This is a genomic window from Mesorhizobium sp. M0152 (genome assembly GCF_040322415.1).
GTDB lineage: Bacteria > Pseudomonadota > Alphaproteobacteria > Rhizobiales > Rhizobiaceae > Mesorhizobium.
On record NZ_JAMYTH010000005.1, the window covers coordinates 257921 to 282391 of the forward strand.

The following is a 24471-nucleotide window of genomic DNA, read 5'->3' on the forward strand; positions in this document are numbered from 1 at the left end:
CGCAGCGGCGAGAAGTTGGCCGCGAAGCGACCAGAGGGGGACCAGCGACATCTGGTGCAATGAATTCCGGCCGCAGGGAATCAACTTTGGTTCCGTTCCATGCGACAAGGCATGTGATCTGAGGCCAACGCCATGACCCTTACCGGATTTCTCGCCTACAGTGCCGCACTCGGCATCGCTGCCGCCATTCCCGGCCCTGGCGTCACCGCGCTCGTCGCGCGTGCGCTCGGTTCCGGCTTTCGCTCGTCGCTTGCCATGTCCTTCGGCCTGATGCTTGGCGATCTCACCTATCTGACCGCCGTGGTGCTCGGCCTCGCTTTCGTCGCGCAGACCTTCGGCATGGTTTTTCTCGCCATCAAATGGCTGGGCGTTGCCTATCTGGCCTTTCTCGGCTGGCGCTTCTGGAACAGCGGCATCACGCCCGAGACGGTCGAGGCGAGGAAAGGCAAGGGCGGGCTGCTGTCCAGCTTTGTCGCCGGCCTGACCGTCACGCTCGGCAATCCGAAGACGATGATCTTCTATCTTGCGATCACGCCGACCATCGTCGACCTGAAGACGATCACGCTGGCCGACTACGGCATTCTCGTGGCGATCACCATCGTCGTGCTCTTGGTCGTGCTGGTGCCCTATCTCGCGCTGGCGGCCAAGGCGCGCTGGTTCCTGAAATCGCCGCGAGCGCTCAAGGCGCTGAACCGCACTGCCGCCGGCTTCATGGTCGGAGCGGCAGCGGCGATTGCCGCCCGCCAATAGGGCACTTTCGGCCAAAACATTCCCGAGATCGGCTTTTCCCGAAAACGCTTTTCCAGGACAAGGGCGTTTTAGACACGGCCCCCACTCGGATATTTTCGGCCGACAGTCTATCTTGCGCGACCGAAGGCTCTATCTTGCCGGCTGAACGCCAATCGCCTGAAGTTTTGGGAGCGAAACCAATGAACAAACCCGTCACCTCCGCCCGCGTGCCCGGTCGCGGCCGCATCTACAATTCGATCACCGACACGATCGGCGATACGCCATTGGTGCGGCTCGACAAATTCGCCAGGGAAAAGGGCGTCGTCGCCAACCTCATCGCCAAGCTCGAATTCTTCAACCCGATCGCCTCGGTCAAGGACCGCATCGGCGTGGCGATGATCGAGGCGCTGGAGGCGGCCGGCAAGATTTCTCCCGGCAAGACGACGCTGATCGAACCGACATCCGGCAACACCGGCATCGCTCTCGCCTTCGCCGCCGCCGCCAAGGGTTACAAGCTGATCCTGACCATGCCGGAGACGATGTCGGTCGAGCGCCGCAAGATGCTGGCGCTGCTCGGCGCCGAGCTGGTCCTGACCGAAGGGCCGAAGGGCATGAAGGGCGCCATCGCCAAGGCCGACGAACTGGCCGCGACGATCCCCAACGCCATCATCCCGCAGCAGTTCGAAAATCCGGCCAACCCAGAGATACACCGCACCACGACCGCCGAGGAGATCTGGAACGACACGCATGGCGAGGTCGATATCCTCGTCTCCGGCATCGGCACCGGCGGCACCATCACCGGCGTCGGCCAGGTGCTGAAGAAGCGCAAGCCCTCCGTGCATGTCGTCGCCGTCGAGCCGGAGGCCTCCCCGGTGCTGTCCGGCGGCCAGCCCGGTCCGCACAAGATCCAGGGCATCGGCGCCGGCTTCGCGCCTAAAATCCTCGACACCACGATCTACGACGAGATCGTCAAGGTCTCGAACGAGGATTCGGTCGCCAATGCGCGCCTCGTCGCGCGCCTCGAAGGCGTGCCGGTCGGCATCTCGTCGGGCGCCGCCCTGCAGGCGGCGATCGTCGTCGGCTCGCGGCCTGAAAACAAGGGCAAGAACCTCGTCGTGGTCATCCCCGACTTCGCCGAGCGGTATCTGTCGACCATCCTGTTCGAAGGATTGGGTGCGTAGGCCTCTGGTCTTCGGCACGGCCGCGAAATAAACCACGCTTGGCGGCCGCAGCCGGCTTGAGCAGAACCCTGCTTCCGGTTCATATCGCCGCCAGCCCGCTTATGCGGCCGGCGGAGGATTTCATGTACAAGCTCTACACCCGCCCCGGCAGCGGCGGCTTCGTCGTCGAGGCGGCGCTGGCATTGGCGGACGCGCCGTTCGAGCAGATCGACGTACCGAAGGACCGGCCCGACCAGGCCTTCCCCAACCAGGCCTTCCCCGACCAGGCCTTTCTTGACATCAGCCCGTTGAACCAGGTTCCGGTGCTGACGCTGCCGGACGGCCGTTCGATGACCGAATCGGCGGCGATCTGCATCCTGCTTGCCGAGCGCCACCCGGACGCCGGCCTGGCGCCGGCTGTCGGCGCGCCTGCCCGCGCCGACTTCCTGCGCTGGATGGCCTTCATGTCCTCGGTGCTCTATCCCGCGATCCTGCGGCTGTACTACGCCCATCGCTACACCACCGACGCCGGCGGCACGACAGCCGTTGAACAGGCCGCCATTGCCGAGATGGACCGCGGCTTCGCCGTTCTCGATACCGCCTTGCGCGGCCGCGACTGGCTGGTCGGAGACCAGATGTCGCTGGCCGACATCTATCTCGTCATGCTGGTGGCCTGGCATCCCAACATCGACAAGGCGCGAGCGGCTTGGCCCAACGTCGAACGGCTATGGTCCACGCTGCGCGCGCATCCGCTGATGAAGAAACTCAACGCCTCGCACGAGATGTGGCCGGGCTGATCGATCCACCTCCGCTCCAGGAGACTCAATTTCCAAGGATTGCCCGCTTCTCCTGCAGGAACCGGCGCACGGCCGGATCGTGTTCGAGCCCGATCGCCCGGTCGTAGGCGTCGGCGGCTTGCGTGATCTCACCAAGCCTGGCCAGCAGGCCGGCGCGGGCCGCCCAATAGGGCTGATAGTCTGCAAGCCGCTTGTCGTCGCCAAGCGTGTAAAGGACCGCCAGTCCCACCACCGCGCCCTCGGCTTCGGAGATCGCCACGGCACGATTGATCGACACAACGGGTGAGCCGGCAATCACCGACAGCGCGTCGTAGAGTTCCCGGACCGCGGCCCAGTCGGTCCGGCCGGTCCGCCGCCGCGCCGCATGGGCGGATTGCACGGCCGCCTCCAGCTGATAGCGGCCGATGACATCTCTCGTTGCGGCGCGGCCGAGCAGCGCTTCCGCCTCGTCGATCAAGGCATTATCCCACAGCGCACAATCCTGCTCGGCAAGCGGCACATAGTCTCCGTCCGCATCGCGGCGCGCGGCGCGACGCGCTTCGGCAAACAGCATCAGCGACAGCAGGCCCAGCGCTTCCGGCTCATTCGGCATCAGCGACGCCACCAGCCTGCCGAGCCAGATGCCTTCTGTCGCCAGATTGCGGCGGCGAGTCTCGGTGCCGGCCGGGTCGGACCAGCCTTCGGCAAAGGTCGCGTAGATGGCCTCCAGCACAGCATCCAGCCGCTCGCCGAGTTCGGCCCGCTCCGGCACCCGGAATGGAATGCCTGTCTCACGAATGCGGGCCTTGGCGCGCACCAGGCGCTGGCCCATCGTCGCGGGCGAGACCAGGAAGGCGGACGCGATCGTGGCCGCATCGAAGCCAAGGATGGTCTGCAGGATCAGCGGCGCACGCACGCCGGCTTCCATGGCCGGATGGGCACAGGCGAACATCAGCCGCAGCCGTTCGTCGGGCAGGTCTTCGTCGGTCATGCGTGCCTCCGCCTCCTCGGCAATCAGCTTGAGATGCTCGCGACCGGCCTCGCTGGTCAGCCGCCGCCGCACGGCATCGACACGCCGGCGCCGCGCCACGGCCAGCAGCCAGGCTTCCGGCTTTTCGGGCACGCCGGTTCGTGGCCAGCTTTCGAGCGCGGCGGCAAAGGCATCGGCCAATGCATCCTCGGCGGCGGCCACGTCGCGCGTGCGCGCAGCGAGCCAGGCGACCAGCTTGCCATAGCTTTGCCGGGCGGCGGCCTCCGCGGCCGCCCGGGCGGTCTCCGGGCGACTGTCCATCACGGCATCATTTCTGCGGCATGTAGTCGGCCATTTCCCAGATCGGCCGCAACTCGACCGTGCCGGTGCTGGCCGCCGGACAGCGCGCCGCCCAGTCGATGGCGGTATCGATATCGGCCGCCTCGATCATGTAGAAGCCAGCAAGCTGCTCCTTGGTGTCGGCATAGGGGCCGTCGATCACGTTGGTCTTGCCGTCAGAAATCCGCACCGAGGTGGTTGCCTGGGTCGGGCGCAGCCTTTCGCCGGCCAGCCACGCACCGGATTTCTTCAACGCTTCGGTATAGGCGCCATAAGCCGCGCTCATCTGCTGGGCCTTCTCGACCGGCGTGTTAGCCAGTGCGGCTTCGTCGTTGTTGATCAAAAGCATGTATCGCATGGGTCTTCTCCCGTGGTTTCGAAGGCCGCGTCCTTGCGGGGCCAGACGTATGTCGCGCGGCGGCGACCGATTTCGACAAGCTACGCAAAATTTTCGGCTGCGATGGCATTTTGTGCAAGCCGCCATCTGTTTCCGGCACGGCTCCGAATGCATGTCGGCAAAAGGCCTGACGACGGCCAGCACCGGTGCCGACAGCTTCTTGTGCCGCCAGTTTTTCATGATAGGATTTTTTTCCTTGACTTTGTGAGCGCAGCCATGGTACATAGTTCTCATGGTGCAGGTTGCGCCGATGACCCGCCGCACAGGCGAGTTTTTCGTTTGATGCCCCGACAGAATTGCGGGTTGGCATTTCCGGCTCGCCGTCTAAACTCGCCCGGTTCGCATCTGGGAGGCGGTGCGGTTGTCAGCATTGCAGGGAGGAAATCAGGTGTTCCATTTCAGAACGAAAACCGTTGCAGCCGCCATGGTGGCGCTTTCACTTGGCTTCGGCGTTGTTTCAGCCGGAGCGCAGGAATTCATCAACGTGCTGACCGGCGGCACGTCGGGCGTCTACTATCCGCTTGGTGTGGCGCTGTCGGAAATCTACGGCAAGGGTATCGCAGGCGCCCGTACCCAGGTGCAGGCTACGAAGGCTTCCGTGGAAAACCTCAATCTGCTGCAACAGGGCAAGGGCGAGATCGCCTTCGCGCTCGGCGATTCCGTCAAGCTGGCCGCCGAGGGCAATGCCGAGGCCGGCTTCCCGGGCAAGCTCGACAAACTGCGCGGCATCGCCGCCATCTATCCCAACTACATCCAGATCGTCGCCAGCCGGGAGTCCGGCATCAAGACGCTGGCCGATCTCAAGGGCAAGAGCCTGTCGGTCGGCGCGCCGGCTTCGGGCACCGAACTCAACGCGCGTGCCATCTTCGCCGCCGCCGGGCTGAAATACGAGGATCTTGGCCGGGTCGAATACCTGCCTTTCGCCGAATCGGTCGAGCTGATCAAGAACCGGCAGCTCGACGCGACCCTGCAATCGGCGGGGCTCGGCGTCGCCTCGATTCGCGACCTCGCCACTTCCGTGCCGATCAACGTCGTGTCGGTGCCGGCCGAGGACGTTGCCAAGATCGGCTCGCCCTATCTTGCGGTGGTCATTCCGAAGGGCACCTATGAAGGCCAGAGCGAGGACGTCGCTACCGCCGCCGTCGGCAATTTCCTGATTACCCGCGCCGATGTCTCCGACGAGACCGCCTATCAGATGACCAAGCAGATGTTCGACCATCTCGACCAGTTGGCCGCGGCGCATGCCGCCGCCAAGGCGATCGACCCTGCCAAGGCGCTCGACGGCATGCCGGTGCCGCTGCATCCGGGTGCGGAGCGCTATTACAAGGAGAAGGGGCTGTTGAAGTAGGCGGGGACTATCTGAGATGTCTTCGCCAGGCGCCTCGCGCTGTAATTCGCCCATTTTGGAGTGCGTCGGATGAGCGGAACAACGACCGATGGCGCTCTCCATCTCCCTGCCGCCGAGGAACAAGTCGAAGGGCTGCCGCCGGGCTTCGGCGAGGGCATCGCCGGCAAGGTCGCATTCGCCATCGCCGTCGCCTTTTCCGCGTTCCAGATCTATGTCGCCGCCTATGGCAGCATTCCGAGCCAGGTGGTGCGGGCCATGCATGTCGGCTTCCTGCTGCTGCTCGGCTTTGCCCTGATCGCCAACCTGCGTGCCACCAGCGCACCGGCCAAGGTCGTGTTCTGGACGCTCGGCGTGCTCGGCTTCGGCACCGGTATCTACAATTGGGTATTCTATACCGACCTCATCCGCCGCTCCGGCTTCCTGACCACGCCGGACCTGATCGTCGGCGCGGTGCTGGTGGCGCTGGTCTTCGAGGCGGCCAGACGGCTGATGGGCCTGCCGCTGGCGGTCATCGCCTTCATCTTTCTCGCCTACTGCTTCGTCGGCAATCATCTGCCGCCGCCCTTCATCCATCGCGGCTACGATTTCGCCCAGCTGGTCGACACCTTCGCCTACGGCACCGAAGGTATATACGGCACGCCGATCTATGTCTCGGCGGCCTATATCTTCATCTTCGTCGTCTTCGCCGCCTTCCTCGAACGCGCCGGCATGATCGCGCTGTTCAATGATTTCGCGCTCGGCCTGGTCGGCTCGTGGCGCGGCGGCCCGGCGCAGGTCTGCGTGCTGTCCTCGGCGCTGATGGGCACCATCTCCGGCTCCGGCGTCGCCAATGTGGTGGCCAGCGGCCAGTTCACCATCCCGCTGATGAAGCGCTTCGGCTTCCGCTCGGCCTTCGCCGGCGCCGTCGAAGCGACGTCCTCGATGGGCGGCCAGATCATGCCGCCGGTCATGGGCGCGGTCGCCTTCATCATGGCCGAAACGCTGAACATCCCCTACGCCGAAGTGGTCAAGGCGGCGATAATCCCGGCGCTGCTCTATTTCGGCGCCTGCTTCTGGCAGGTGTATCTGGAAGCCGGCAAGGCCGGCCTGCACGGCATGGCCAAGGCGGACCTGCCCAATCCTTGGGACGCGGTGCGCCAGCACTGGCCGCTGGTGCTGCCGCTGGCGGCCCTCATCTACCTCCTGTTTGCCGGCTACACACCGATCTTCGCCGGCACGATGGGCCTGGCGTTGACCATCGTGCTCATCCTCGGCACGCCGCTGGCGGCCCTGATCGGCCCGCTCGCCTTTCGCATCGCATTCTGGCTGGCGCTGGGGCTCGCCGCCGCCTCGTTCATGCGCTTCGGCGTCAACATACTCGGCCTGGTCATCGCGGCGCTCGTCGTCGCCTGCTTCGCTTTCAAGGGCGGGCGCGAAACGCTGCGGATCTGCGTGGATTCGCTCGCTGAAGGGGCGAAGAACGCGCTGCCGGTCGGCATCGCCTGCGCCATTGTCGGGATCGTCATCGGCACGCTGACGCTGACCGGCATCGCTTCCACCTTCATCGGCTGGATCATCTCCATCGGCGAGGACAATCTGTTCCTGTCGCTGGTGCTGACGATGCTCACCTGCCTGGTGCTCGGCATGGGCATCCCGACGATTCCCAACTACATCATCACCTCGTCGCTGGCCGGGCCGGCGCTGCTGTCGCTCGGCGTGCCGCTGGTGGTCAGCCACATGTTCGTCTTCTATTTCGGCATCATGGCCGATCTCACGCCGCCGGTGGCCCTGGCCGCTTTTGCGGCGGCACCCATGGCGAAGGAGAGCGGCCTCAAGATCGGCATCCAGGCGACCAAGCTTGCCATTGCCGGCTTCGTCGTGCCGTTCATGGCCGTCTATACGCCGGCGCTGATGCTGCAGGACCCTGGTCCGATCGCCGCCCAGTTCGGCTACCCCGTCGAGGTCGCCTACATCGTCGTCAAGGCCTGCATGGGCATCGTGCTGTGGGGTGCGGCGGCCGTCGGCTTCCTGGTCCGCCGCATGGCGTGGTGGGAACGGCTTGTCGCCTTCGTCGGCGGCGCGCTGCTGGTCATGGCGGTGCCTCTCACCGACGAGGCCGGCTGGACGTTGTCGCTCGTCTGGATCGGCTGGCATTGCTGGCGGGCGCGGCAGGCTTCGGCCGCTGCATGAGCCTGTGCATCCTGGCCGCCGGCAAGACGGTGACGCTCTCCGTTGCCGCCTTCACCCTGTCCTGGACGCATTCGGTGGAACGGACGCGCTGGGAAGAAGACTGGAAGGTGGCGCCTGCCGGCCTGCAAGTGACGGAGGCGCGGATCAAGGGCTCGGGCGCCGGCATGGAGCCGCCGGAGGGCGCGGTGCTGCGAGACGGCTGGTGGGCCTATGCGCCGAAGGTTGGACCGCAGCGCCGGCTCGTGCTCGCCGCCTCCGGCGCGACAAGCGCGGGCTGGACGCTGTGCACGGTTCAGGGCTGCCGGGAACTCGGCAAGGCGGCGGGCGGCGCGATCGTGCTGGAATCGTGTGAGCCGGATGGGGCGAGCCAAACGCGATAGCCCCCAGGAGCCTCTAGCCGATCAACCGCGCGCGCAGCTCGGCCGACGGAATATCGCAGGTGTTCTTCCTGCCGAACAGGGCGTAACGGTTTTTGGCGATGCGATTGTACAGCCAGTTGCGGATTGGGCGAGGCAACAGCAGCAGCGCCCTGGCCGCCCGCCACGGCCAGCCGAGTTCCGACATGACCTCGATGAAGCTGTCGAGCTGCGTGAAGGCGGCGCCGTCGACAAGGACAAGATTGGTTTCGTAGGAATCCGTGCGCAGTCCATGCTTTCTGAACAGCGCCTCGCCCAACGGCGACTGCGCGGTGGCGAAGCGGAAGCGGCGTTTGCGGTCGAGCCTGACCACCATGCGAACGAAGCCGGAGCAGAGCACGCAGGCACCGTCGAAAACGATCAGCGGCTGACTTCCGTCGAAGGGTTCAAAGGGACGGCTGGACTTACGACGGGTAGGCTGGGGAAGGTCGGTCACGCGGGCCTCGGCTGCTCGTGTCCGAAGACACTAGATCAGCCTGAGGCGGCATCAAAGACGTGGCGATGTCGCACGCCGGCGGTCGCCGAGGATAGGGCGCTCGGCGCGATAGGTGGTGGCGCGGGTGTCGGCGCCCGGCCGGCAGATGCGGCTGTTGTGGCGGCTCTCGAAAGTCATGGTCAGTGCGCGCCCAGCGAATTGCCGCGGCGGGCGCAGGCCGGACCGGGGCCGCGCATGTAATAGCGCTCGGGCCGATAAGTCGGCGAAATGAATTCGCGAATGACCGCGGCATAGCCGATGAGGTGCGTGAGGAAGTTCATTTTACCTGGGTCCCTGTCCCGATTTTCGGCTGTCCCTTCCGAATTGCCGGAACGATAGCATCGAGGCGTGAATAGTCGGTGAACGTGATGTTAATTTCTGGTCGAAAACCCGTTGCTTCGTGGCTGGAATGCGGCTGATTCGCGGTGTTTCCGTGCCGTTTGTCGCCATTTCGCCGAGTGTGACTTTTGCATCACATATGTTTCGTTTGAATGCCGCCCGGGCGCGCTTGCGTTTCAGTTTTTGCGGTCACCGCGAAACAATCGTTCTTGCCGTCATGATGCTGGAGGCGGTCTCCCGAGACCGCTTCATCACGCAGCGGCGGAACTGGAGCGGCACCTATCCGTTCTCGTTGATCTGGTTCGTGAAGGGAAAATGTCATGGCGCCGCGCCCGGCCTGGAAAGGCTATCTGAAGCTGTCGCTGGTCACCTGTGCCGTCGAACTTACGAACGTCGTCACCCACGCCGAGAAGGTCTCGTTCCGGGTCCTGAACCGCAAGACCGGCAACAGGGTGAAGCGCCTCTATGTCGATGCCGAGACCGGCGATCCGGTGGAGGATGACGACCAGATCAAAGGCTACGAAGTCGAAGGCGGCGGCTTCGTCCATATCGAGAAGGACGAAATCGAGGCGGTGCAGGTCGAATCTTCGCACACGATGACCCTCGATGGCTTCGTCGACAAATCCTCGATCCAGCAGATCTATCTCGACACGCCCTATTATGTCGCGCCCGCAGACGAGGTGTCGGAGGAGGCTTTCGCCGTCATCCGCGATGCCATGGCGGACAAGAAGACAGCCGGTCTCGCACGCGTCGTGCTGTATCAGCGCGAGCGTCCAGTGGTCATCGAACCGCTGGGCAAGGGCATGGTGCTGACGACGCTTCGCTATGACGACACGGTGCGCCAGCCGGACACCGTCTTCGGCGACATCAAGGCGGTGAAGACCGATCAGGAGATGACCGATCTGGCCGGGCTGATCATCGACAAGAGGAAAACGAAGTTCGACGCTTCGAAGTTCGAGGACAAATACGAGGATGCGCTGCTCGAGTTGATCCGCGCCAAGAAGGCCGGCCGCAAGGTGCCGGAGGCCAAGGCCGCCCCCAAACCCTCGAACGTCGTCAATCTGTTCGATGCGCTGAAGAAGAGCCTCTCGTCGGATGCCGGCTCGGCCAAGGCTTCTTCATCGAAGAGAGCCAAACCCGCGGCCAAACGCGCCGCGCCGAAGGCCGGCGCGCCCAAGCGCAAATCGGCCTGAGGGGCACGAACGGATGGCCAGCCTCGAACAGTACCGGTCCAAGCGCGATTTCAGGAAGACCGGCGAGCCGGCCGGCAAGGTCGCGCGCGGCAAGAAAGCCGGCGGCATCTTCGTCGTCCAGAAACATGCCGCGACACGATTGCACTATGATTTTCGCCTAGAGCATGAGGGCGTGCTGTGGAGCTGGGCAGTGACGCGCGGTCCGAGCCTCGATCCGCACGAAAAGCGGCTGGCCGTGCATGTCGAGGACCATCCGATCGACTATGCCTCTTTCGAAGGCACCATCCCCAAGGGCGAATATGGCGGTGGCTCGGTTATCGTCTGGGACGAGGGCACCTGGACTCCCGAGGCCGATCCGGCCAAGGCGATGAAGAAGGGCCATATCAGCTTCGAGCTTAACGGCCGGAAGCTGCACGGCCTCTGGCACCTGGTCAGGTTGAAGCCTCGGTCGGGCGAGAAACGCGACAACTGGCTGCTGATCAAGTCGGACGATGCGGCGGCGCGTCCCGGCGAGGACATTCTCCAGGAAGCCCCCGAATCGGTGAAATCCGGCCTGACGATCGAGGAGGTCGGCGAAGGCAAGGCCGCCAAGGGCGAGAAGCCGAAGGTCTGGCATTCCAATAAGCCGGCCGCTGGGAAGGCGAAGGCAAGCAAACGCCTCGACTTCGTCGAGCCGCAGCTAGCGACGCTCGAACGGGACGCGCCGTCTGGCGAGGACTGGCTGCATGAGGTGAAATTCGACGGTTATCGCATGCAGGCGCAGATCGCCGGCACGGAGGTGCGATTGCTTACCCGCACCGGGCTCGACTGGACGGAGAAGTTCGGCGGCGAGATCGTCGGAGAACTCGCTCGCCTGAAATGCAGCGACGCCATCATCGACGGCGAGATCGTCGTGCTGGCCGATAGCGGCGTCTCCTCCTTCGCGCTGCTGCAGGCCGACCTCTCGGCAAAGCGGACAGACCGTTTCAGCTATTATGTCTTCGACCTGATGCGGCTCGACGGCAAAGATCTGCGTCGCGAGCCGCTGGTCGAGCGCAAGCAGGCCTTGGCTGAACTGCTCGGCGAGCAGTCCGAGAGTTCGGCGGTCCGCTTCAGCGACCATTTTTCGGAACCCGGCAAGATCATGCTGGAGCATGTCTGCCGCATGGGACTGGAAGGCGTCGTCTCCAAACGCGCCGACGCGCCCTATCGCAGCGGCCGCGGCCCCTCCTGGGTGAAGTCGAAATGCACGGCGCGGCAGGAGTTCGTCATCGGCGGCTATCTGCCGTCGGACAAGACCGGGCGCGGGCTGCGCTCGCTGCTGGTCGGCTATCATGAGGGCGGCAGACTGCATTATGCCGGCCGCGTCGGCACCGGCTTCTCCTCCAGGACCGCCACGGACCTGAAAACGAAACTCGATGCGCTCAAGGCAAAGTCATCGCCCTTCGACAAGGCCGTGCCGAAGGGCAAAGGCCTGGTCTGGGTCAAGCCCGAGTTGGTCGGCGAAGTGGAGTTCCGCAGCTGGACCTCTGACCGTATAATACGCCACGCCTCGTTCCAGGGATTGCGCGAGGACAAGCCGGCGGAGGAAGTCGTGCAGGAAAAGCCGATGGCATCGACAGGCAAGAGCACGGCCAAGACCAAGCCGACGTCGAAGACCGCCAAACCTGGCGGGACGATGGCGACCACCATAAAGCTCTCGCATCCCGACAAGCTGCTGTGGCCGGACGAAAAGATCTCCAAGCAGGGGCTGCTCGAGCATTACGAGCGGGTATGGCCGCGCATGCAACAGTTCGTCGTCAACCGGCCGCTCAGCCTGGTGCGCGCGCCGGATGGGGTCGGTGGACAGCGCTTCTTCCAGAAACATGCCTCGCCCGGCATGAGCAACAAGATCGCTCGCATGAAAGACCCGACGGATGGCGAGGAGATCCTGTTCATCCGGGATTTCGACGGCATTGCGGCCCTCGTCCAGTACGGCGTGGTCGAGATCCACATCTGGGGCTGCACCATCGACAAGATCGAGCAGCCGGACCAGATCATCTTCGACCTCGATCCCGATGAAGGCGTCGACGTGAAGGCGGTACGCGCGGCAGCGCTCGACATCAGAGGCAAGCTGGACGAGCTGTCGCTGCCGAACGTCGTCAAGACATCGGGGGGCAAGGGCTATCATGTGCTGGTGCCGCTGAAGCCGGCGGCGGATTGGGACGAAGTCAAGGCCTTCGCCCACGACTTCGCCCGGGCGCTGGAGCAGGGCGCCCCCGATCGCTACACGGCAACGCTGTCGAAGAAGGCCCGCACGGGAAAAATCTTCGTCGACTATCTGCGCAATGGCCGCGGTTCGACGACGGTCGCGCCCTATTCGTCGCGGGCCAAGAAGGGCGCAACCGTGTCGATGCCGGTGACCTGGGGCGAGATCGAGGCCGGGCTGGCGCCGAACGCCTTCCCGATCGGCGACAAGACGACGTTGAAGCGGCTGGCGCAAGCCGATCCGTGGGCGGATTTTTTTGAACAGGGCAAGGTGTTGAAGCGGGGATAGAGGGGCGCTGTCCCGCCGATATCTCAGGCCAGAAACACCCTTTCGAACGCCTGCTTGCCCGGCGGCGAGAAGATCACCGCACGGCTATCCTTCTCGCGGCGCGCCCATTTCTCGGCAAGGATCTTGTCGAGAATGGCGGCACCCAGACTGCCGGCGAGATGCGAGCGCCGCACGCTCCAGTCGAGGCAGGCGCGGCACACCGGCCGTCGTGGCCTGGCACCGACATCGATGCCGATGGCGGCGAAATGCGACGCCGCCGACGGTCCCAGTCCGATCTCCTTGTCGTCGCGGACCAGCAGGTTTCTGTCGACGAGACGATCGAGCATCGCCACCGCCTGTCCGCCGGCGAGATGATCGTAGCAGACGCGCGCCACGCGCATGGCGGCGTCGCGCGGACCCGGCCGCACACGCTGCGGCCCGACGGCAGCGGCAACGCCGGTGATGGCTTCGATCATGCCGGCCACCTGCGGCCCGGCGAGGCCGTAGTAGCGATGCCTTCCCTGGCTCGCCAGCGTCAGCAATCCGCCCTCCATCAGCTTGCCCAGATGCGAAGACGCGGTCGGCAGCGACACGCCGGCTTCGAGCGCCAGCTCGCTCGCCGTCAGCGCCGTGCCGCCCATCAGCGCACTCAGCATGTTGGCGCGGGCCGGATCGCCGACTAGGCTGGCGATGCGGGCGATGTCGGGTCCTTCACGCATAGTTCGATCCTTGTCGAAGTGTTCTCGTGAAACTGCCTCTATTCTCGGTTCGGTTCAAGAGCCGCCGATGCACGCAATGACGGCTCCTGACACGACATTGCCTAGCACGTTGCTGCGCACGACGTTTCGACCGCGCTCGAACGATTGATGTAGGACCTCAGGAGACCACAATGACCATCACCTGCTTCATCCGCTATGAGATCGACCCATTCGGCAAGGCTGCCTTCGAGGAGTATGCCCGCAATTGGGGCCAGGCCATTCCGCGCTGCGGCGCCGACCTGATCGGCTATTACGCGCCGCATGAGGGCTCGGCCACGACGGCCTATGCCGCCTACAATATCGACAACCTGGCGGCCTACGAGGCCTACCGCGCCCGGCTTGCCGCCGACCCTGCCGGCAAGGCAAATTACGAGTTCGCCCGCCGCGAAAAGTTCATCCTCAAGGAGGACCGCATGTTTCTGAAGCACGTCTCGGGACCGCATGCAAAGCTGGTGCTGCCGTGATCGCCGTCATCTTCGAGGTCGAGCCAGCGGCGGGCAAACGCGATGCGTATCTGGGCATCGCCGCTGACCTGCGGCCGCTGCTAGACGACATCGACGGGTTCATCTCCGTCGAACGCTTCCAGAGCCTGGCCGACCCGAACCGCGTCCTGTCCTTGTCCTTCTGGCGCGACGAGGACGCGGTGAAGGCCTGGCGCAACACGGAAGAACACCGCCAGGCGCAAAAGGCCGGCCGGGGCGGTATCTTTGCCGGCTATCGTCTGCGCATCGCCCATGTCGTGCGCGACTACGGGCTGACGGAGAGGGCAGAGGCGCCGGTGGATAGCCGGGCGGTGAATGGTTAGCGGTTATCCTTCTCCCACAAACGAGGAAAGAACGACAAACTCACGCATTCCCGATCAGGACGCCGGCCGCGAACACCAGCGCACCGCCCAGCACCACCTGGAAGGCGGCGCGCAGGAAGGGCGTCTGCATGTAGCGGTTCTGGACGAAGGCGATCGCCCACAATTCGAAGAACACCACGACGGCGGCGACCCCGGTAGCCGTCCAGAAATGCGGAATGAGATAGGGCAGTGCGTGGCCGAGCCCGCCTAGTGCCGTCATGATTCCGACGGTAAGGCCGCGCTTGACAGGCGAGCCGCGGCCCGAAAGCTTGCCATCGTCGGACGCGACCTCGGTGAAGCCCATCGAGATGCCGGCGCCGATCGAGGCGGCAAGCCCGACCAGCAGCGTCTGCCAGGTGTCATGCGTGGCGAACGCCGCCGCGAAGATCGGCGCCAATGTCGACACCGATCCGTCCATCAGCCCGGCCAAACCCGGCTGCACATAGGTGAGGATGAACTGCCGCTGCTCGGCGGCCGCCTCTTCGTCCTTCACGGCGCCGGGTACGTGCTTTTGCTCGATACTCTGCGCCAGCGTCTCGTGGCCTTGTTCGACCAGAGCCAGATCGCCGAGCAGTTTTCGCGTGGAGGCATCGGTGGTGCGCTTTGCCGCCTCGACATAGAACAGGTAGGCTTGGCGCTCCATTGCCTCGGCCTGGCTGCGCACATGCTCGATGCCGAGAGGTCTCACAAGCCAGTCGGGCTTTCGCTCGTAATAGCCCTTCACATGCTCGCGCCGAATCAGTGGAATGCGCTCGCCGAAACGCTTGCGATGAAGCTCGATCAGCGAATTGCGATGTCCATCCTCCTCCTCGGCCATCTCCTCGAACACCTTTGCCGATTGCGGAAAGTTTTCGCTAAGTCCTTCGGCGTAAGCCCGATAGATGCGCCCGTCGTCTTCCTCTGATGAAATGGCCAGCGCCAGAATCTCCTGTTCGGAAAGCGATTCAAAGGAACGGCGGCCAAAACCGAAAACACGGGAAAGCATGAGGAAATCACCCTAGTTTAGAATTGTTCTAAACTAATGTTTACGGCACCCCCGGTCAATCGGCGGGTCAAGAATTGGTGAAGCCCGGCGCGAACGCGCCCCTTCATTATCAGCGAATGTTCACCTATATGTCTCGATCCATCCGAGAAAAGGAATCCGCAAATGACGGCAAAACAGCCCCCGCACAGCTATGACCCGAAGCCCGTTCTCGACCTCATCGTCAGCATCGAGGCCGACCTGCAGCGCCTGAAGGGCCTGGTCGAGCAGCAGGTCGAAAAATTCGATCCCGCCAATCCTCACAACAAGGCTCCGGACGGCAAGTTGACCGAGGAAGGCGTCGAATGCTGCTACCGCATGTTCGACGAAGGCAAATCGCGCTATTCGGTCGCCCAGCAGATGAAGATCTCCTTCGCCGCCGCCACGCACCGGTTCAACAACTGGCGCAAGCTTGGTGGCAGCAAGAGACAGCGGGCGCTGTTGGGTTAGGAGTGATCGGCCGCAAGGCCAACTGCCAAGTCTCGGCGTCGTGACTCACCACACTTTGTAACGGTCACATTTTTTTGGTGGTGTCGCGCGGCCCTTTCCGTGCACCATGGCCGGATCGCATCGTCGCAGGATCTCGCCATGACCACCCCTCCAGGAATTGCCGACATCCACGCCGCCGCGGCCCGGCTTTCCGGCCTCATCGTCGAAACGCCATTGATCGAATCGCAGGAACTCAACAAGCGCTTCAACGCCCGCATCCTGTTCAAGCCCGAGACTCTGCAGCGCACCGGCTCATTCAAGTTCCGCGGCGCCCACAACAAACTGTCGTCGCTCAGCGAAGACGAGCGCAGCCATGGCGTCGTCGGATTCTCTTCCGGCAACCATGCGCAAGGCGTGGCAGCATCCGCCGCGATGTTCGGCGTCAAGGCGGTCATCGCCATGCCCGTCGATGCGCCGGCGATGAAGGTCGACAACGTCCGCAAGATGGGTGCGGAAGTGGTGCCGTTCGACCGTTTTCGCGACGACCGGATGACCGTGGTCCGCCCTTATCTGGACAGGGGCATGGTGCTGGTGCCGCCCTTCGACGACCCGGCGATCATTGCCGGCCAAGGCACGATCGGTCTTGAGTTGATACGTCAGGCGAAAGCGCTTGGCGTCAGCCTCGACGCGGTCGTCGTTCCCTGCGGCGGCGGTGGCCTGTCGAGCGGCATTTCCGTTGCCGTCAAGGATGCCTCGCGCGATACCGCCGTGTGGGCGGTCGAGCCGGAGCATTTCGACGACACGCGCCGCTCCTTGGCCGCCGGCGCAAGGGTTTCCAACGAGCCGGGCTATAGCTCGATCTGCGACGCGATCCTGACCGCCGAGCCCGGCGTGATCACCTTCGAGATCAACCGCAGGAATCTCGCCGGCGCCATCGCCGTCTCCGATCAGGCGACGGCGCAGGCGATGCGTGATGCCATGGCCTACCTCAAGCTGGTGGTCGAGCCCGGCGGCTGCGTGGCGCTGGCGGCACTGTCTTCGGGCGAGATCGAGCTGGCAGGCAAATGCATCGCCGTGGTGCTCTCCGGCGGCAATGTCGATTTCGGCACTTATGCGCAGATCATGGCGGCCGCTTAGGCGTTGGTGCAACAGGCCCGCCGCGATCCTCCGCGCCGTTACTGTGCTGCCGGCATGGAGAATTTCTGCACCTCAGTAGCCTGACGCCGCAGTCTGGACACTCTAATCCAGCGTCCGCCTGAACCGCACCAGCGCAACGCCGGCAAACAGCGCCACGAACACCACCAGCCAGCCGATCTCGGTCGCCACCGCCGGGAGTTCTGCGCCCTTCAGCATCACCGCGCGGATGATGCGCAGGAAGTGCGTCAGCGGCAGTATCTCGCCAAAAATCTGCGCCCAGTCCGGCATGCCGCGATAGGGGAACATGAAGCCCGACAGCATGATCGACGGCAGGAAGAAAAAGAAGGTGAGCTGCAAAGCCTGCATTTGCGTGCGGGCGATGGTCGAGATCGTATAGCCGAGCAGCACCAGCGCCAGCACGAAGATCAGCACGGCGCTCAACAGCAGCGACGTCGAGCCGGTGAAGGGAATGGCGAACAGGAGCTTGGCCGCCGCCAGCACCACCACCACCTGCACGGCGCCGACCACCAGATAGGGCAAAACCTTGCCCAGCATGATCTCCAGCGGGCTGGAGGGCATCGCCAAAAGGTTTTCCATCGTGCCGCGCTCGGTCTCGCGCGTCAGCGCGATCGAGGTCATCATCACCATCGTCATCTGCAGAATGACGCCGAGCAGGCCTGGCACGATGTTGTATTGCGAAATGCCTTCCGGGTTGTAGCGCCGGTGCACCACCACATCGAGCTGTCCCTTGGCGGCCTCGGCGGCGGTTTCCTGCGTACCCTGGGCTCTTCGCAATGCCTGGCCGGCCACGGTGCCTAGCGTCGATATGGCGCCGCTGGCGACAGCCGGATCGGTGGCGTCGGCCTCGATCAGGATCCGCGGGTTGTCGCCGCGCTCGACGCGCCTGGCGAAATCGGCGGGGATGGTGACGACGAAAGCGACATCGCCGCGTGCCATCAGGAACTCTGCCTCCTCGGCACTTTGGGCGACATGGTCGAAGCGGTAGTAGCCGGTGGTCTGCAGCGCCGCGACTATGGCGCGGGTGTAGGGGTCGCTGCTCGTCGCCACCAGTGCGGCAGGCAGGCTCTTCGGATCGTTGTTGATGGCGTAGCCGAACAGCACCAGCTGCATCAGCGGTACGCCGAGCATCATGGCGAAGGTGATGCGGTCGCGCCGCATCTGGATAAATTCCTTGATCAGCAGCGCGCCAAGCCGGGCGAAGGAAAAGACGCTGTTCCTCATGCCATGTTGTCCTTCGAACCCGACATGAACTGGATGAAAACATCCTCGAGGCTGGTCTCGCCCGGCGCCACCTTCACGCCCTTGTGTTCTCTCTCGACATCGGCAAGGGCTGCCTCGAGCTTCTTCCTGTCGGAACCGACGACATGCAGCGTCGCGCCGAACGGCGCCACCTGATCGACACCGGGGCGGCCCTGGAGCGCTTCCGCCACCTGGTCGAGACGCGGGCCTTGCAGGACGAACGTGGTCAGGCCGGCATTTTTCACCACCTCGGCAACGGTGCCGGTGGCAAGCATCTTGCCGTAGGAGATATAGCTGATGCGGTGGCAGCGCTCGGCCTCATCCATGTAGTGGGTGGAGACCAGCACGGTCAGCCCGCCGCTGGCGAGGCGATGGATCTCGTCCCAGAATTCGCGCCGCGCCTTCGGGTCGACGCCGGCCGTCGGCTCGTCGAGCAGCAGCAGCTTCGGCTTGTGCATGATGCAGGCGGCCAGCGCCAGCCGCTGCTTCCAGCCGCCCGACAATGTGCCGGCCAGTTGGTTGCGGCGCGTCGTCAGGCCAAGGTCCTCCAGCGTCTTCGCTACATGCTCCTCGACCGGCTTCAGCCGGTAGAGCCGCGCCACGAATTCAAGATTTTCGCCGATCGTCAGATCCTCGTAGAACGAGAATTTCTGCGTCATGTAGCCGACTTCGCGCTTGATGTGCAGGCTGTCGGTGCGGATGTCGTAGCCGAGCACCTTTCCTTCGCCCTCATCCGGCGTCAGCAGGCCGCACATGATGCGGATGGTGGTGGTCTTGCCCGAGCCGTTGGGGCCGAGAAAGCCGACGATCTCGCCTTCGGCGACCGTCATCGTCACATGGTCGACGACGGTCTTGTCGCCGAAACGCTTGACCAGGCCATGGACGTCGATGGCGTTCATTTTCCGACGTCCGCGAGATCGACGTCGACGATCTGGCCCGGCTGCAGCGGGCCTGCATCGCCCTGCGGCCGCGCCTCGACCAGATAGACCAGCTTCTGCCGGTTCTCCAAGGAGTAGATGACCGGCGGGGTGAACTCGGGATCGGGCGAGATGTAGCTGACCCGCGCTTTCACGTCCGGACCGCAGCCGTCGCAGCGAACCGTGAGCAAGGTGCCGACCTTCACCGAGGAGAAGGCGCTTTCCGGTATATAGACACTGAGCTTCACCGCGCCGTCGGGCAGGACCGAAATGACAGGCGCCGTCGGGCCAGCCGTGTCGCCGGGATTGCGGATGACATCGTTGACGCGGCCGGGAGATGGCGCCGCCAGCACCCGTTTCGACAGCCGCCACTGCGCCTGTTCCAGCTCGGCCTGCGCCTGCTTGACCTGATTGTCGGCGGCCTTGATCGTCTCGGAACGAGCCGGCAGGCCGCCGACGGCGAGATTGGCCTGAGCTTGGCCAACCTGCGCATCGGCGGTCTCCAGCGTCGCGGAGGCGGTGTCGTAATCGGCCTGCGTGCCGGTGCCGCGCTTGAACAGATCGGCGGCGCGGTTGTATTTGCGCCTGGCGTCATCGGCCTGCGCCTTGGCCATGTCGAGCTGAGCCTTCAGCGCCGCGATTTCTTCCGGCCGTTTGCCGACCTGCAGGTCGGCAAGCTGCGCCTGCGCCTGCGCCAGGCTTGCCTGCGCCTGCGCCACGGCGATATTTGCATCGGCACTTTCCAGCGTCACCACCACCGTGCCGGGGGTAACGCGGTCGCCGCGCTTCACGGCGACGGTTTCGACCTGCGCCACCTCGATCGGCGCCAGCAGTACATAGTCGCCCTCGACATAGCCGACGGCGAGCGGTGCCGCGGGAGCGCAGGCCCCGAGAAGCTGCGCGGCGAGCGGCAGCGAACATAGAAAGCTCATGGTCTTTGCCCCTTCATTTCTTGGTCCTTCATCTCTTGGCCCTTCCTGGCGGCCAGAATGGCGCTGAGGTTGTCCGCCGTGACCGCCACCACCTTGGCGGCCTCGGCGGCGCCGATGTCGCCCCAGCCCATGCGGCGCATCACCGCCTCGCGGCCGATGCGGAAATAGACGACCTGGCCGATCAGCGTGAACACGGTGAGCCTGGTTGCCTCGCTTTCGGCGGGCTCGCCCGTCGCCTGCTCCCAGAGCTGGCATAGGCGGCGATGCGTCGGTTCGAACACGCCGTCATAGATGCGGTCGAGTGCCGCCGTCGGATGCGAAAGCTCGCGCAGCACGAACTGTACGATCTCGCCTGCTTCCGGTTGCGCCACGACGAAGCCGACCATCCGCTCCAGCGCCGCGAAGAGTTGCGTCCGGGCGGCCTCCGGATTGTCGGGAACGGATGCCTGCGTATTGCCGAGCGCCTGGCCGGCGACCAGCTGGATGGTCTCGACGATATAGTCGGCGGCGGCCGCGCGAAGGCCCTCCTTGCCGCCGAAATGATAAGCGATCGAGCCGATATTGGCTTGTGCCTCGGCGGCGATCTCGCGTGTCGAGGTTCCGTCGAAGCCTTGCCGTCCGAACAGTTTCAGCGCCGCCCGGACGAGTGCCGCGCGCGTAAGCTCGGCGGGAGACGTCTCGCGGCGGGAGCTTTTGATGTCCGGCGTCTTGACCATCAACACACTTTAATCAATCGATTGATTAAAGTCAACTTGCCTGCACGATCGTCTTGCCATCGCTGGCGGCAAACGCTTTAGTGCGCGGCCATGGGCAAGGAAGTCGAACGCAAATTCCTGGTTTCCGGCACCGCGTGGCGGGATCTGGCCGAGGCAGACATCCGTATTCGTCAGTTCTATCTTGCCGCGACACCCGGTCGAACCGTTCGCATCCGCATCAACAATGACGCCTCCGCCAAGCTGACCCTCAAATTCGGCAGCAGCGCGCGCGAGCGCGACGAGTTCGAATATCCGATCCCGCTCGCGGAGGCCGAGGAGATGCTGGCCTTTGCCATAGGGCGTGTCATAGAGAAGACACGCCATCATGTTAGGCACCGCGGCTACCTCTACGAAGTCGATGTGTTCGGCGGTCCGCTTGCGGGACTTGTGGTCGCCGAGCTGGAAACGCCGGAAGACGTACCGGACGAAATGCTGCCAGACTGGCTCGGCCGTGAGGTCACCGGCGAGCAGAAGTTTTACAACGCGTCGCTCGCCCTCGGGGGGATTCCGGAGATCGCCGCATGAGCTTTCGCATTGATCCGCGCCTGCCGCTGACCGGCGAGGTCAGGCGTATCCTGGCCGAGGAGATCGGCAAGGCGCTGCTTCATCTCGAGGCGGCGCGCAGCCGGCCGGAGCAGGCGCTGCACAAATGCCGCAAGCGGCTGAAGAGCGTACGGGCCTTGCTATGCCTGGTTCGTTCCGGGGACGAAATATTTTGCACCACCGAAAACCAGTGCTATCGCAATGTCGCCGCGCTGCTTGCCGGACCGCGCGAGGCGACGGCGCTGATCGAGACCATCGACCGGCTGGCGGCGAGCTTTGCCAAGGAGAGCGCCAACGGCGGGCTCGAGGCCGTACGCGACAGGCTGATCGCCCGCCAGCACGAATTGCATGAAAGCGCTGGGCTGGAAGCGGCGGTCCACGCCGCTGCGGCCGCTTGCGCGGATGGCGTCAAGCGGATCGAAAGCCTTGCCTTGCCGGACCAGCCGGAACAGGCAGCCGACGTGCTTGCCGAAGGCGCGCGCAGCTGTCTGCGCCGCGCCAGGAAGGCGCTCGACAGGGCCGGCTCGCGCGGCGAGGCCAATGATTTCCACGATCTGCGAAAGGCGGCCAAGACGCACGGCATGCATTTGTCGTTGCTCGGCAGGCTGTGGCCGACACCGATCAAGGCTCGCCGCAAGGCGGTCGACGAACTGGGTGAACGGCTAGGCGACCTGCACGATGTGCTTGTGATGCGCGCGCTTCTCCTGGCCGATGACCAGCCGCTCGGTGCGCCTGAGGACACGAAGTTGCTGGGAAAGCTGCTGAAACGGTCGGAGAAGCAGCTGAAGAAGAGTTGTCTCGCCAAGGCGGCCGATCTGTTCGGCGACAGCCCCAGGCGCTCGACGCGAAAACTGGCCCGCAAGGCACGCGACGATCTGGCCGGCGCGGCGGTCAGCGGGGACGCCGGCGCTTCCGGCTGATCGTGTAGCGATGTGAGAGCGGTTTTTAGCCTCGCCGACGGTCCTCGCTGACGCCCCCCTACTCTGCTGGCATTTGTCGTGACGCTGTCTATGGCGACCGTGGAACGACAAGACCGTCGCCGGGGCGAGTAGCGGATCTCCGCTATGCGGGCATGGGTTTCCGCGTCCTGGCGGGTTGCTCGTGCGCCCGCGCACCGGCATCTCGCGGATGCGGACCGATCGGCATGATCGCTTCAAACGGCGTCGCGCCAAAGGCAAACGTCCATTTGTAGCCGACCAATCCGTCCTCCGGCGTGGTGTGCTGGTCGTGATGGGCGAGCAGCCTGGCGCGATCGGCGAGGTCTTCCGCCTCGCGACGCACCATCTCCGCCGTCTCCGGCCGCATCCGCCTGCTGAAGCTGACGAAGCTCGCCTCTTTCTCGATATGGGTGATAGCCCAGCCGACGAAGTTCTTGTTGGTCATTTCGAACAGCGGCCGCAGCGGTCCTTCGAAATTCCACTGGATCGGCGTCTCGACCAGCAATCTCGCCGACAGACCACGCCCGAGCGCGACCAGGCCAAGTTCCTCGAGGTCGCGCAGATAGAGAAACATCGAGGCTTCGCTCAACCCTTGCGAGCGCATGATGCCTTCGGGCGTGAATTTTTCCGACAGCATGACGAAGACGAACAGCAGCGCCGGCCGGCCGGCGAGCTTGCGCTCGATCTCCGGCGCAATGTGATTGACCGGCCCCGGTCCCCGGTTCATCGAGCCGAGCACGTTTTCCAGCTCGACGCCGGCGGCAGCGCAGATCTCCATCAGCCGGTCGAGCTTGCAGTTGCGCTCGTGGAAGATTCGCTTCACCGTCGGCTCTGAAACGCCCAGGCGTTCGGCAAGTTCGCGATAGGTGACGCCCTTCGCCTTCAGCGTGCGCTTCAGCGCCTCGAAGATCAGACCGTTCATGGGATGCACCTCTTGTGGACAAGTTGGTATCAATTTTCGATGCTAGAGCCAATCAAGCTTTCGGAAAAGTATCGAAAGTCATAGCTCTCCGCCACCATCACAGGAGAACAGCCATGAAACCCTTCATCGCCTCAGCGTTTCTCGCCATCACCGGCATCGCGGCGGCACCGGCCGCCCACGCCAGCGAACTCTGGCACGCGACGGGCCTCGAACAGCCGGAATCGGCGCTGTTCGACGCCGCCAACAGCCGCATCATCGTCTCCAACATCGTCGGCAATCCGGGCGATGTGGACGGAAACGGGTACCTCTCGGTGCTGTCGCTCGACGGCAAGATCGTCACACAGCACTGGACCGATGGCATGGACGCGCCCAAGGGCATGGCGATATCGGGCGGCAAGCTCTATGTCGCCGACATCGCCAAAATCCGCGTCGTCGATCTCGCCAGCGGCAAGCTCGTCGCCAGCATCGCGGTGCCGAATGCCGTCTTCCTGAACGACGTGACCGCTGATGCCGCAGGGAAGGTCTATGTCACCGACATGCTGGCCGATGCTATCTACCGCATCGACGCCGACCGGCCGGAACTGTTCGTCAGGGATGCGATGCTGGCTTCGCCCAACGGCATCGTCGCCGATGGCGACCGGCTGATCGTCGCCTCCTGGGGCAAGGGCATCAAGCCCGATTTCAGCACTGCGGAGCCCGGCGGGCTGCTGTCGGTCGGCCTCGCCAGCAAGGCGGTTTCACCCTTGCCGGGGGCCCAGAATTTCGCAGACCTCGACGGCGTCATCACCATCGGCGGCACCATCTACGCTACCGCCTACATGACCGGCACGCTCTACCGATATCGTGCCGGCAGCGCGCCGGAAGCAGTGGCGCATTTCAAGCCGGGCAGCGCCGATATCGGCACGGACGGCAAGTCAACCATCTTCGTGCCGCTGATGATCGAAGGCGAAGTCGCGGCGCTCAAGGTCGACTGAAAACTCTAACCTGGCCTCCCGATTTGGAGGACCCGCTCCATGACGCTGCCGTTAAAGCGGTTCATCGTTTCACGGAAACGGTGAACCGCTCTAACTCTTTGTTTCAACGTAATTCCGGACGGAAACCGCTTCACACTTTTCCCTGAATTGATCTAGGGGCTGTTGAGAATCATCGAGAATTGATGACGGCAGCGCATGCGTAGATCATCGCGGAGAAGTTGCGATCGGTTTTCTCG

The 24471-nt window shown here is 64.2% G+C and carries 28 protein-coding genes; 15 read left to right on the top strand and 13 right to left on the bottom strand.

The annotated features are described in order from the left end of the window. The first annotated feature begins 132 nt into the window (after window positions 1–132). The 3 genes from NKJ26_RS08280 to NKJ26_RS08290 all read left to right on the top strand — a co-directional run bounded on the left by NKJ26_RS08280 (window position 133) and on the right by NKJ26_RS08290 (window position 2686). Window positions 133–750 (top strand): LysE family translocator, encoded by a 618-nt coding sequence (locus NKJ26_RS08280; protein ID WP_352694873.1) that lies wholly within the window; start codon window positions 133–135, stop codon window positions 748–750. A 179-nt stretch (window positions 751–929) separates the two neighbouring features. Then, window positions 930–1910 carry a cysteine synthase A gene (gene cysK, locus NKJ26_RS08285; RefSeq protein WP_352694874.1) on the top strand — a complete coding sequence of 327 codons (981 nt, stop codon included), beginning with the start codon at window positions 930–932 and terminating at the stop codon, window positions 1908–1910. Window positions 1911–2032: 122 nt separating this feature from the next. Continuing rightward, complete coding sequence (locus tag NKJ26_RS08290) at window positions 2033–2686, top strand: glutathione S-transferase family protein (protein WP_352606810.1); 654 nt, start codon at window positions 2033–2035, stop codon at window positions 2684–2686. 25 nt (window positions 2687–2711) lie between these two features. Here NKJ26_RS08290 and NKJ26_RS08295 read toward each other — a convergent pair whose 3' ends face one another. Then, window positions 2712–3956 (bottom strand): RNA polymerase sigma factor, encoded by a 1245-nt coding sequence (locus NKJ26_RS08295; protein WP_352694875.1) that lies wholly within the window; start codon window positions 3954–3956, stop codon window positions 2712–2714. Window positions 3957–3963: 7 nt separating this feature from the next. After that, a complete protein-coding gene (locus tag NKJ26_RS08300) occupies window positions 3964–4332 on the bottom strand; it encodes a YciI family protein (RefSeq protein WP_352606755.1) in 369 nt (122 codons plus the stop codon). A gap of 427 nt (window positions 4333–4759) precedes the next feature. On the opposite strand from NKJ26_RS08300, the gene NKJ26_RS08305 reads away from it, so the two are divergent. From NKJ26_RS08305 to NKJ26_RS08315, 3 genes are all read left to right on the top strand, one after another. Further along, window positions 4760–5719: a TAXI family TRAP transporter solute-binding subunit gene (locus tag NKJ26_RS08305; protein ID WP_352694876.1), complete on the top strand. Its 960-nt coding sequence runs from the start codon at window positions 4760–4762 to the stop codon at window positions 5717–5719. Window positions 5720–5788: 69 nt separating this feature from the next. Then, window positions 5789–7888, top strand: coding sequence for a TRAP transporter permease (locus NKJ26_RS08310; protein ID WP_352694877.1), 2100 nt, complete (start codon window positions 5789–5791; stop codon window positions 7886–7888). After that, window positions 7885–8268: a DUF1850 domain-containing protein gene (locus tag NKJ26_RS08315; protein WP_352694878.1), complete on the top strand. Its 384-nt coding sequence runs from the start codon at window positions 7885–7887 to the stop codon at window positions 8266–8268. The genes NKJ26_RS08310 and NKJ26_RS08315 overlap by 4 nt, the downstream gene beginning before the upstream one ends. A gap of 13 nt (window positions 8269–8281) precedes the next feature. On the opposite strand, the gene NKJ26_RS08320 is transcribed toward NKJ26_RS08315, so the two are convergent. The 4 genes from NKJ26_RS08320 to NKJ26_RS08335 all read right to left on the bottom strand — a co-directional run bounded on the left by NKJ26_RS08320 (window position 8282) and on the right by NKJ26_RS08335 (window position 9440). Beyond that, window positions 8282–8740, bottom strand: a complete 459-nt coding sequence (locus NKJ26_RS08320) for a thiol-disulfide oxidoreductase DCC family protein (protein ID WP_352694879.1) — start codon at window positions 8738–8740, stop codon at window positions 8282–8284. Between the two features lie 51 nt (window positions 8741–8791). After that, on the bottom strand, window positions 8792–8917 hold the full coding sequence (locus tag NKJ26_RS08325; protein ID WP_352606743.1) for a hypothetical protein: 126 nt from the start codon (window positions 8915–8917) through the stop codon (window positions 8792–8794). Between the two features lie 2 nt (window positions 8918–8919). Beyond that, window positions 8920–9060: a hypothetical protein gene (locus NKJ26_RS08330; protein ID WP_352606741.1), complete on the bottom strand. Its 141-nt coding sequence runs from the start codon at window positions 9058–9060 to the stop codon at window positions 8920–8922. A gap of 191 nt (window positions 9061–9251) precedes the next feature. Further along, window positions 9252–9440, bottom strand: coding sequence for a hypothetical protein (locus NKJ26_RS08335; protein WP_352694880.1), 189 nt, complete (start codon window positions 9438–9440; stop codon window positions 9252–9254). Here NKJ26_RS08335 and ku point away from each other — a divergent pair. Then, complete coding sequence (gene ku, locus NKJ26_RS08340) at window positions 9439–10311, top strand: non-homologous end joining protein Ku (protein ID WP_352694881.1); 873 nt, start codon at window positions 9439–9441, stop codon at window positions 10309–10311. The two genes, NKJ26_RS08335 and ku, sit on opposite strands and share 2 nt — an antisense overlap. Window positions 10312–10324: 13 nt before the next feature. Beyond that, window positions 10325–12826, top strand: coding sequence for a DNA ligase D (gene ligD, locus NKJ26_RS08345; protein ID WP_352694882.1), 2502 nt, complete (start codon window positions 10325–10327; stop codon window positions 12824–12826). Window positions 12827–12849: 23 nt separating this feature from the next. Here the strand turns inward: ligD and NKJ26_RS08350 are convergent, their stop codons facing one another. Then, window positions 12850–13524 carry an ArsR/SmtB family transcription factor gene (locus tag NKJ26_RS08350; RefSeq protein ID WP_352694883.1) on the bottom strand — a complete coding sequence of 225 codons (675 nt, stop codon included), beginning with the start codon at window positions 13522–13524 and terminating at the stop codon, window positions 12850–12852. 170 nt (window positions 13525–13694) lie between these two features. Here NKJ26_RS08350 and NKJ26_RS08355 point away from each other — a divergent pair, with 170 nt between their 5' ends. Together NKJ26_RS08355 and NKJ26_RS08360 are read left to right on the top strand one after the other, a co-directional pair. Then, entirely contained in the window at window positions 13695–14027 is a 333-nt protein-coding gene (locus NKJ26_RS08355; RefSeq protein ID WP_352694884.1) for an NIPSNAP family protein, read from the top strand. Further along, on the top strand, window positions 14024–14368 hold the full coding sequence (locus NKJ26_RS08360; protein WP_352694885.1) for an antibiotic biosynthesis monooxygenase family protein: 345 nt from the start codon (window positions 14024–14026) through the stop codon (window positions 14366–14368). Before NKJ26_RS08355 ends, NKJ26_RS08360 begins: the two co-directional genes overlap by 4 nt. A gap of 40 nt (window positions 14369–14408) precedes the next feature. Here the strand turns inward: NKJ26_RS08360 and mbfA are convergent, their stop codons facing one another. Then, window positions 14409–15392, bottom strand: a complete 984-nt coding sequence (gene mbfA / locus NKJ26_RS08365) for an iron exporter MbfA (protein WP_352694886.1) — start codon at window positions 15390–15392, stop codon at window positions 14409–14411. 162 nt (window positions 15393–15554) lie between these two features. Between mbfA and NKJ26_RS08370 the strand changes: the two genes are divergently transcribed. Continuing rightward, window positions 15555–15878 (top strand): hypothetical protein, encoded by a 324-nt coding sequence (locus tag NKJ26_RS08370; protein ID WP_027026873.1) that lies wholly within the window; start codon window positions 15555–15557, stop codon window positions 15876–15878. A gap of 138 nt (window positions 15879–16016) precedes the next feature. Next, on the top strand, window positions 16017–16994 hold the full coding sequence (locus tag NKJ26_RS08375; protein WP_352694887.1) for a threonine/serine dehydratase family protein: 978 nt from the start codon (window positions 16017–16019) through the stop codon (window positions 16992–16994). Between the two features lie 102 nt (window positions 16995–17096). Here NKJ26_RS08375 and NKJ26_RS08380 read toward each other — a convergent pair whose 3' ends face one another. Genes NKJ26_RS08380 through NKJ26_RS08395 form a run of 4 tightly spaced genes read right to left on the bottom strand, consistent with a single transcriptional unit; the run spans window position 17097 to window position 20819 of the window. Further along, window positions 17097–18236, bottom strand: coding sequence for an ABC transporter permease (locus NKJ26_RS08380; RefSeq protein ID WP_352608262.1), 1140 nt, complete (start codon window positions 18234–18236; stop codon window positions 17097–17099). Beyond that, window positions 18233–19153 carry an ABC transporter ATP-binding protein gene (locus NKJ26_RS08385; protein WP_352694888.1) on the bottom strand — a complete coding sequence of 307 codons (921 nt, stop codon included), beginning with the start codon at window positions 19151–19153 and terminating at the stop codon, window positions 18233–18235. The genes NKJ26_RS08380 and NKJ26_RS08385 overlap by 4 nt, the downstream gene beginning before the upstream one ends. Continuing rightward, window positions 19150–20103 (bottom strand): HlyD family secretion protein, encoded by a 954-nt coding sequence (locus tag NKJ26_RS08390; protein WP_352694889.1) that lies wholly within the window; start codon window positions 20101–20103, stop codon window positions 19150–19152. The genes NKJ26_RS08385 and NKJ26_RS08390 overlap by 4 nt, the downstream gene beginning before the upstream one ends. Further along, entirely contained in the window at window positions 20100–20819 is a 720-nt protein-coding gene (locus NKJ26_RS08395) for a CerR family C-terminal domain-containing protein (protein ID WP_352694890.1), read from the bottom strand. Before NKJ26_RS08395 ends, NKJ26_RS08390 begins: the two co-directional genes overlap by 4 nt. 90 nt (window positions 20820–20909) lie before the next feature. Here NKJ26_RS08395 and NKJ26_RS08400 point away from each other — a divergent pair, with 90 nt between their 5' ends. Beyond that, complete coding sequence (locus NKJ26_RS08400) at window positions 20910–21383, top strand: CYTH domain-containing protein (protein ID WP_352694892.1); 474 nt, start codon at window positions 20910–20912, stop codon at window positions 21381–21383. Then, window positions 21380–22321, top strand: a complete 942-nt coding sequence (locus NKJ26_RS08405; RefSeq protein WP_352694893.1) for a CHAD domain-containing protein — start codon at window positions 21380–21382, stop codon at window positions 22319–22321. The genes NKJ26_RS08400 and NKJ26_RS08405 overlap by 4 nt, the downstream gene beginning before the upstream one ends. A 142-nt stretch (window positions 22322–22463) precedes the next feature. Here the strand turns inward: NKJ26_RS08405 and NKJ26_RS08410 are convergent, their stop codons facing one another. After that, window positions 22464–23261: a helix-turn-helix domain-containing protein gene (locus tag NKJ26_RS08410; RefSeq protein WP_352694894.1), complete on the bottom strand. Its 798-nt coding sequence runs from the start codon at window positions 23259–23261 to the stop codon at window positions 22464–22466. A gap of 113 nt (window positions 23262–23374) precedes the next feature. Here NKJ26_RS08410 and NKJ26_RS08415 point away from each other — a divergent pair, with 113 nt between their 5' ends. Then, complete coding sequence (locus tag NKJ26_RS08415) at window positions 23375–24235, top strand: SMP-30/gluconolactonase/LRE family protein (protein WP_352694895.1); 861 nt, start codon at window positions 23375–23377, stop codon at window positions 24233–24235. Window positions 24236–24471: the final 236 nt, after the last annotated feature.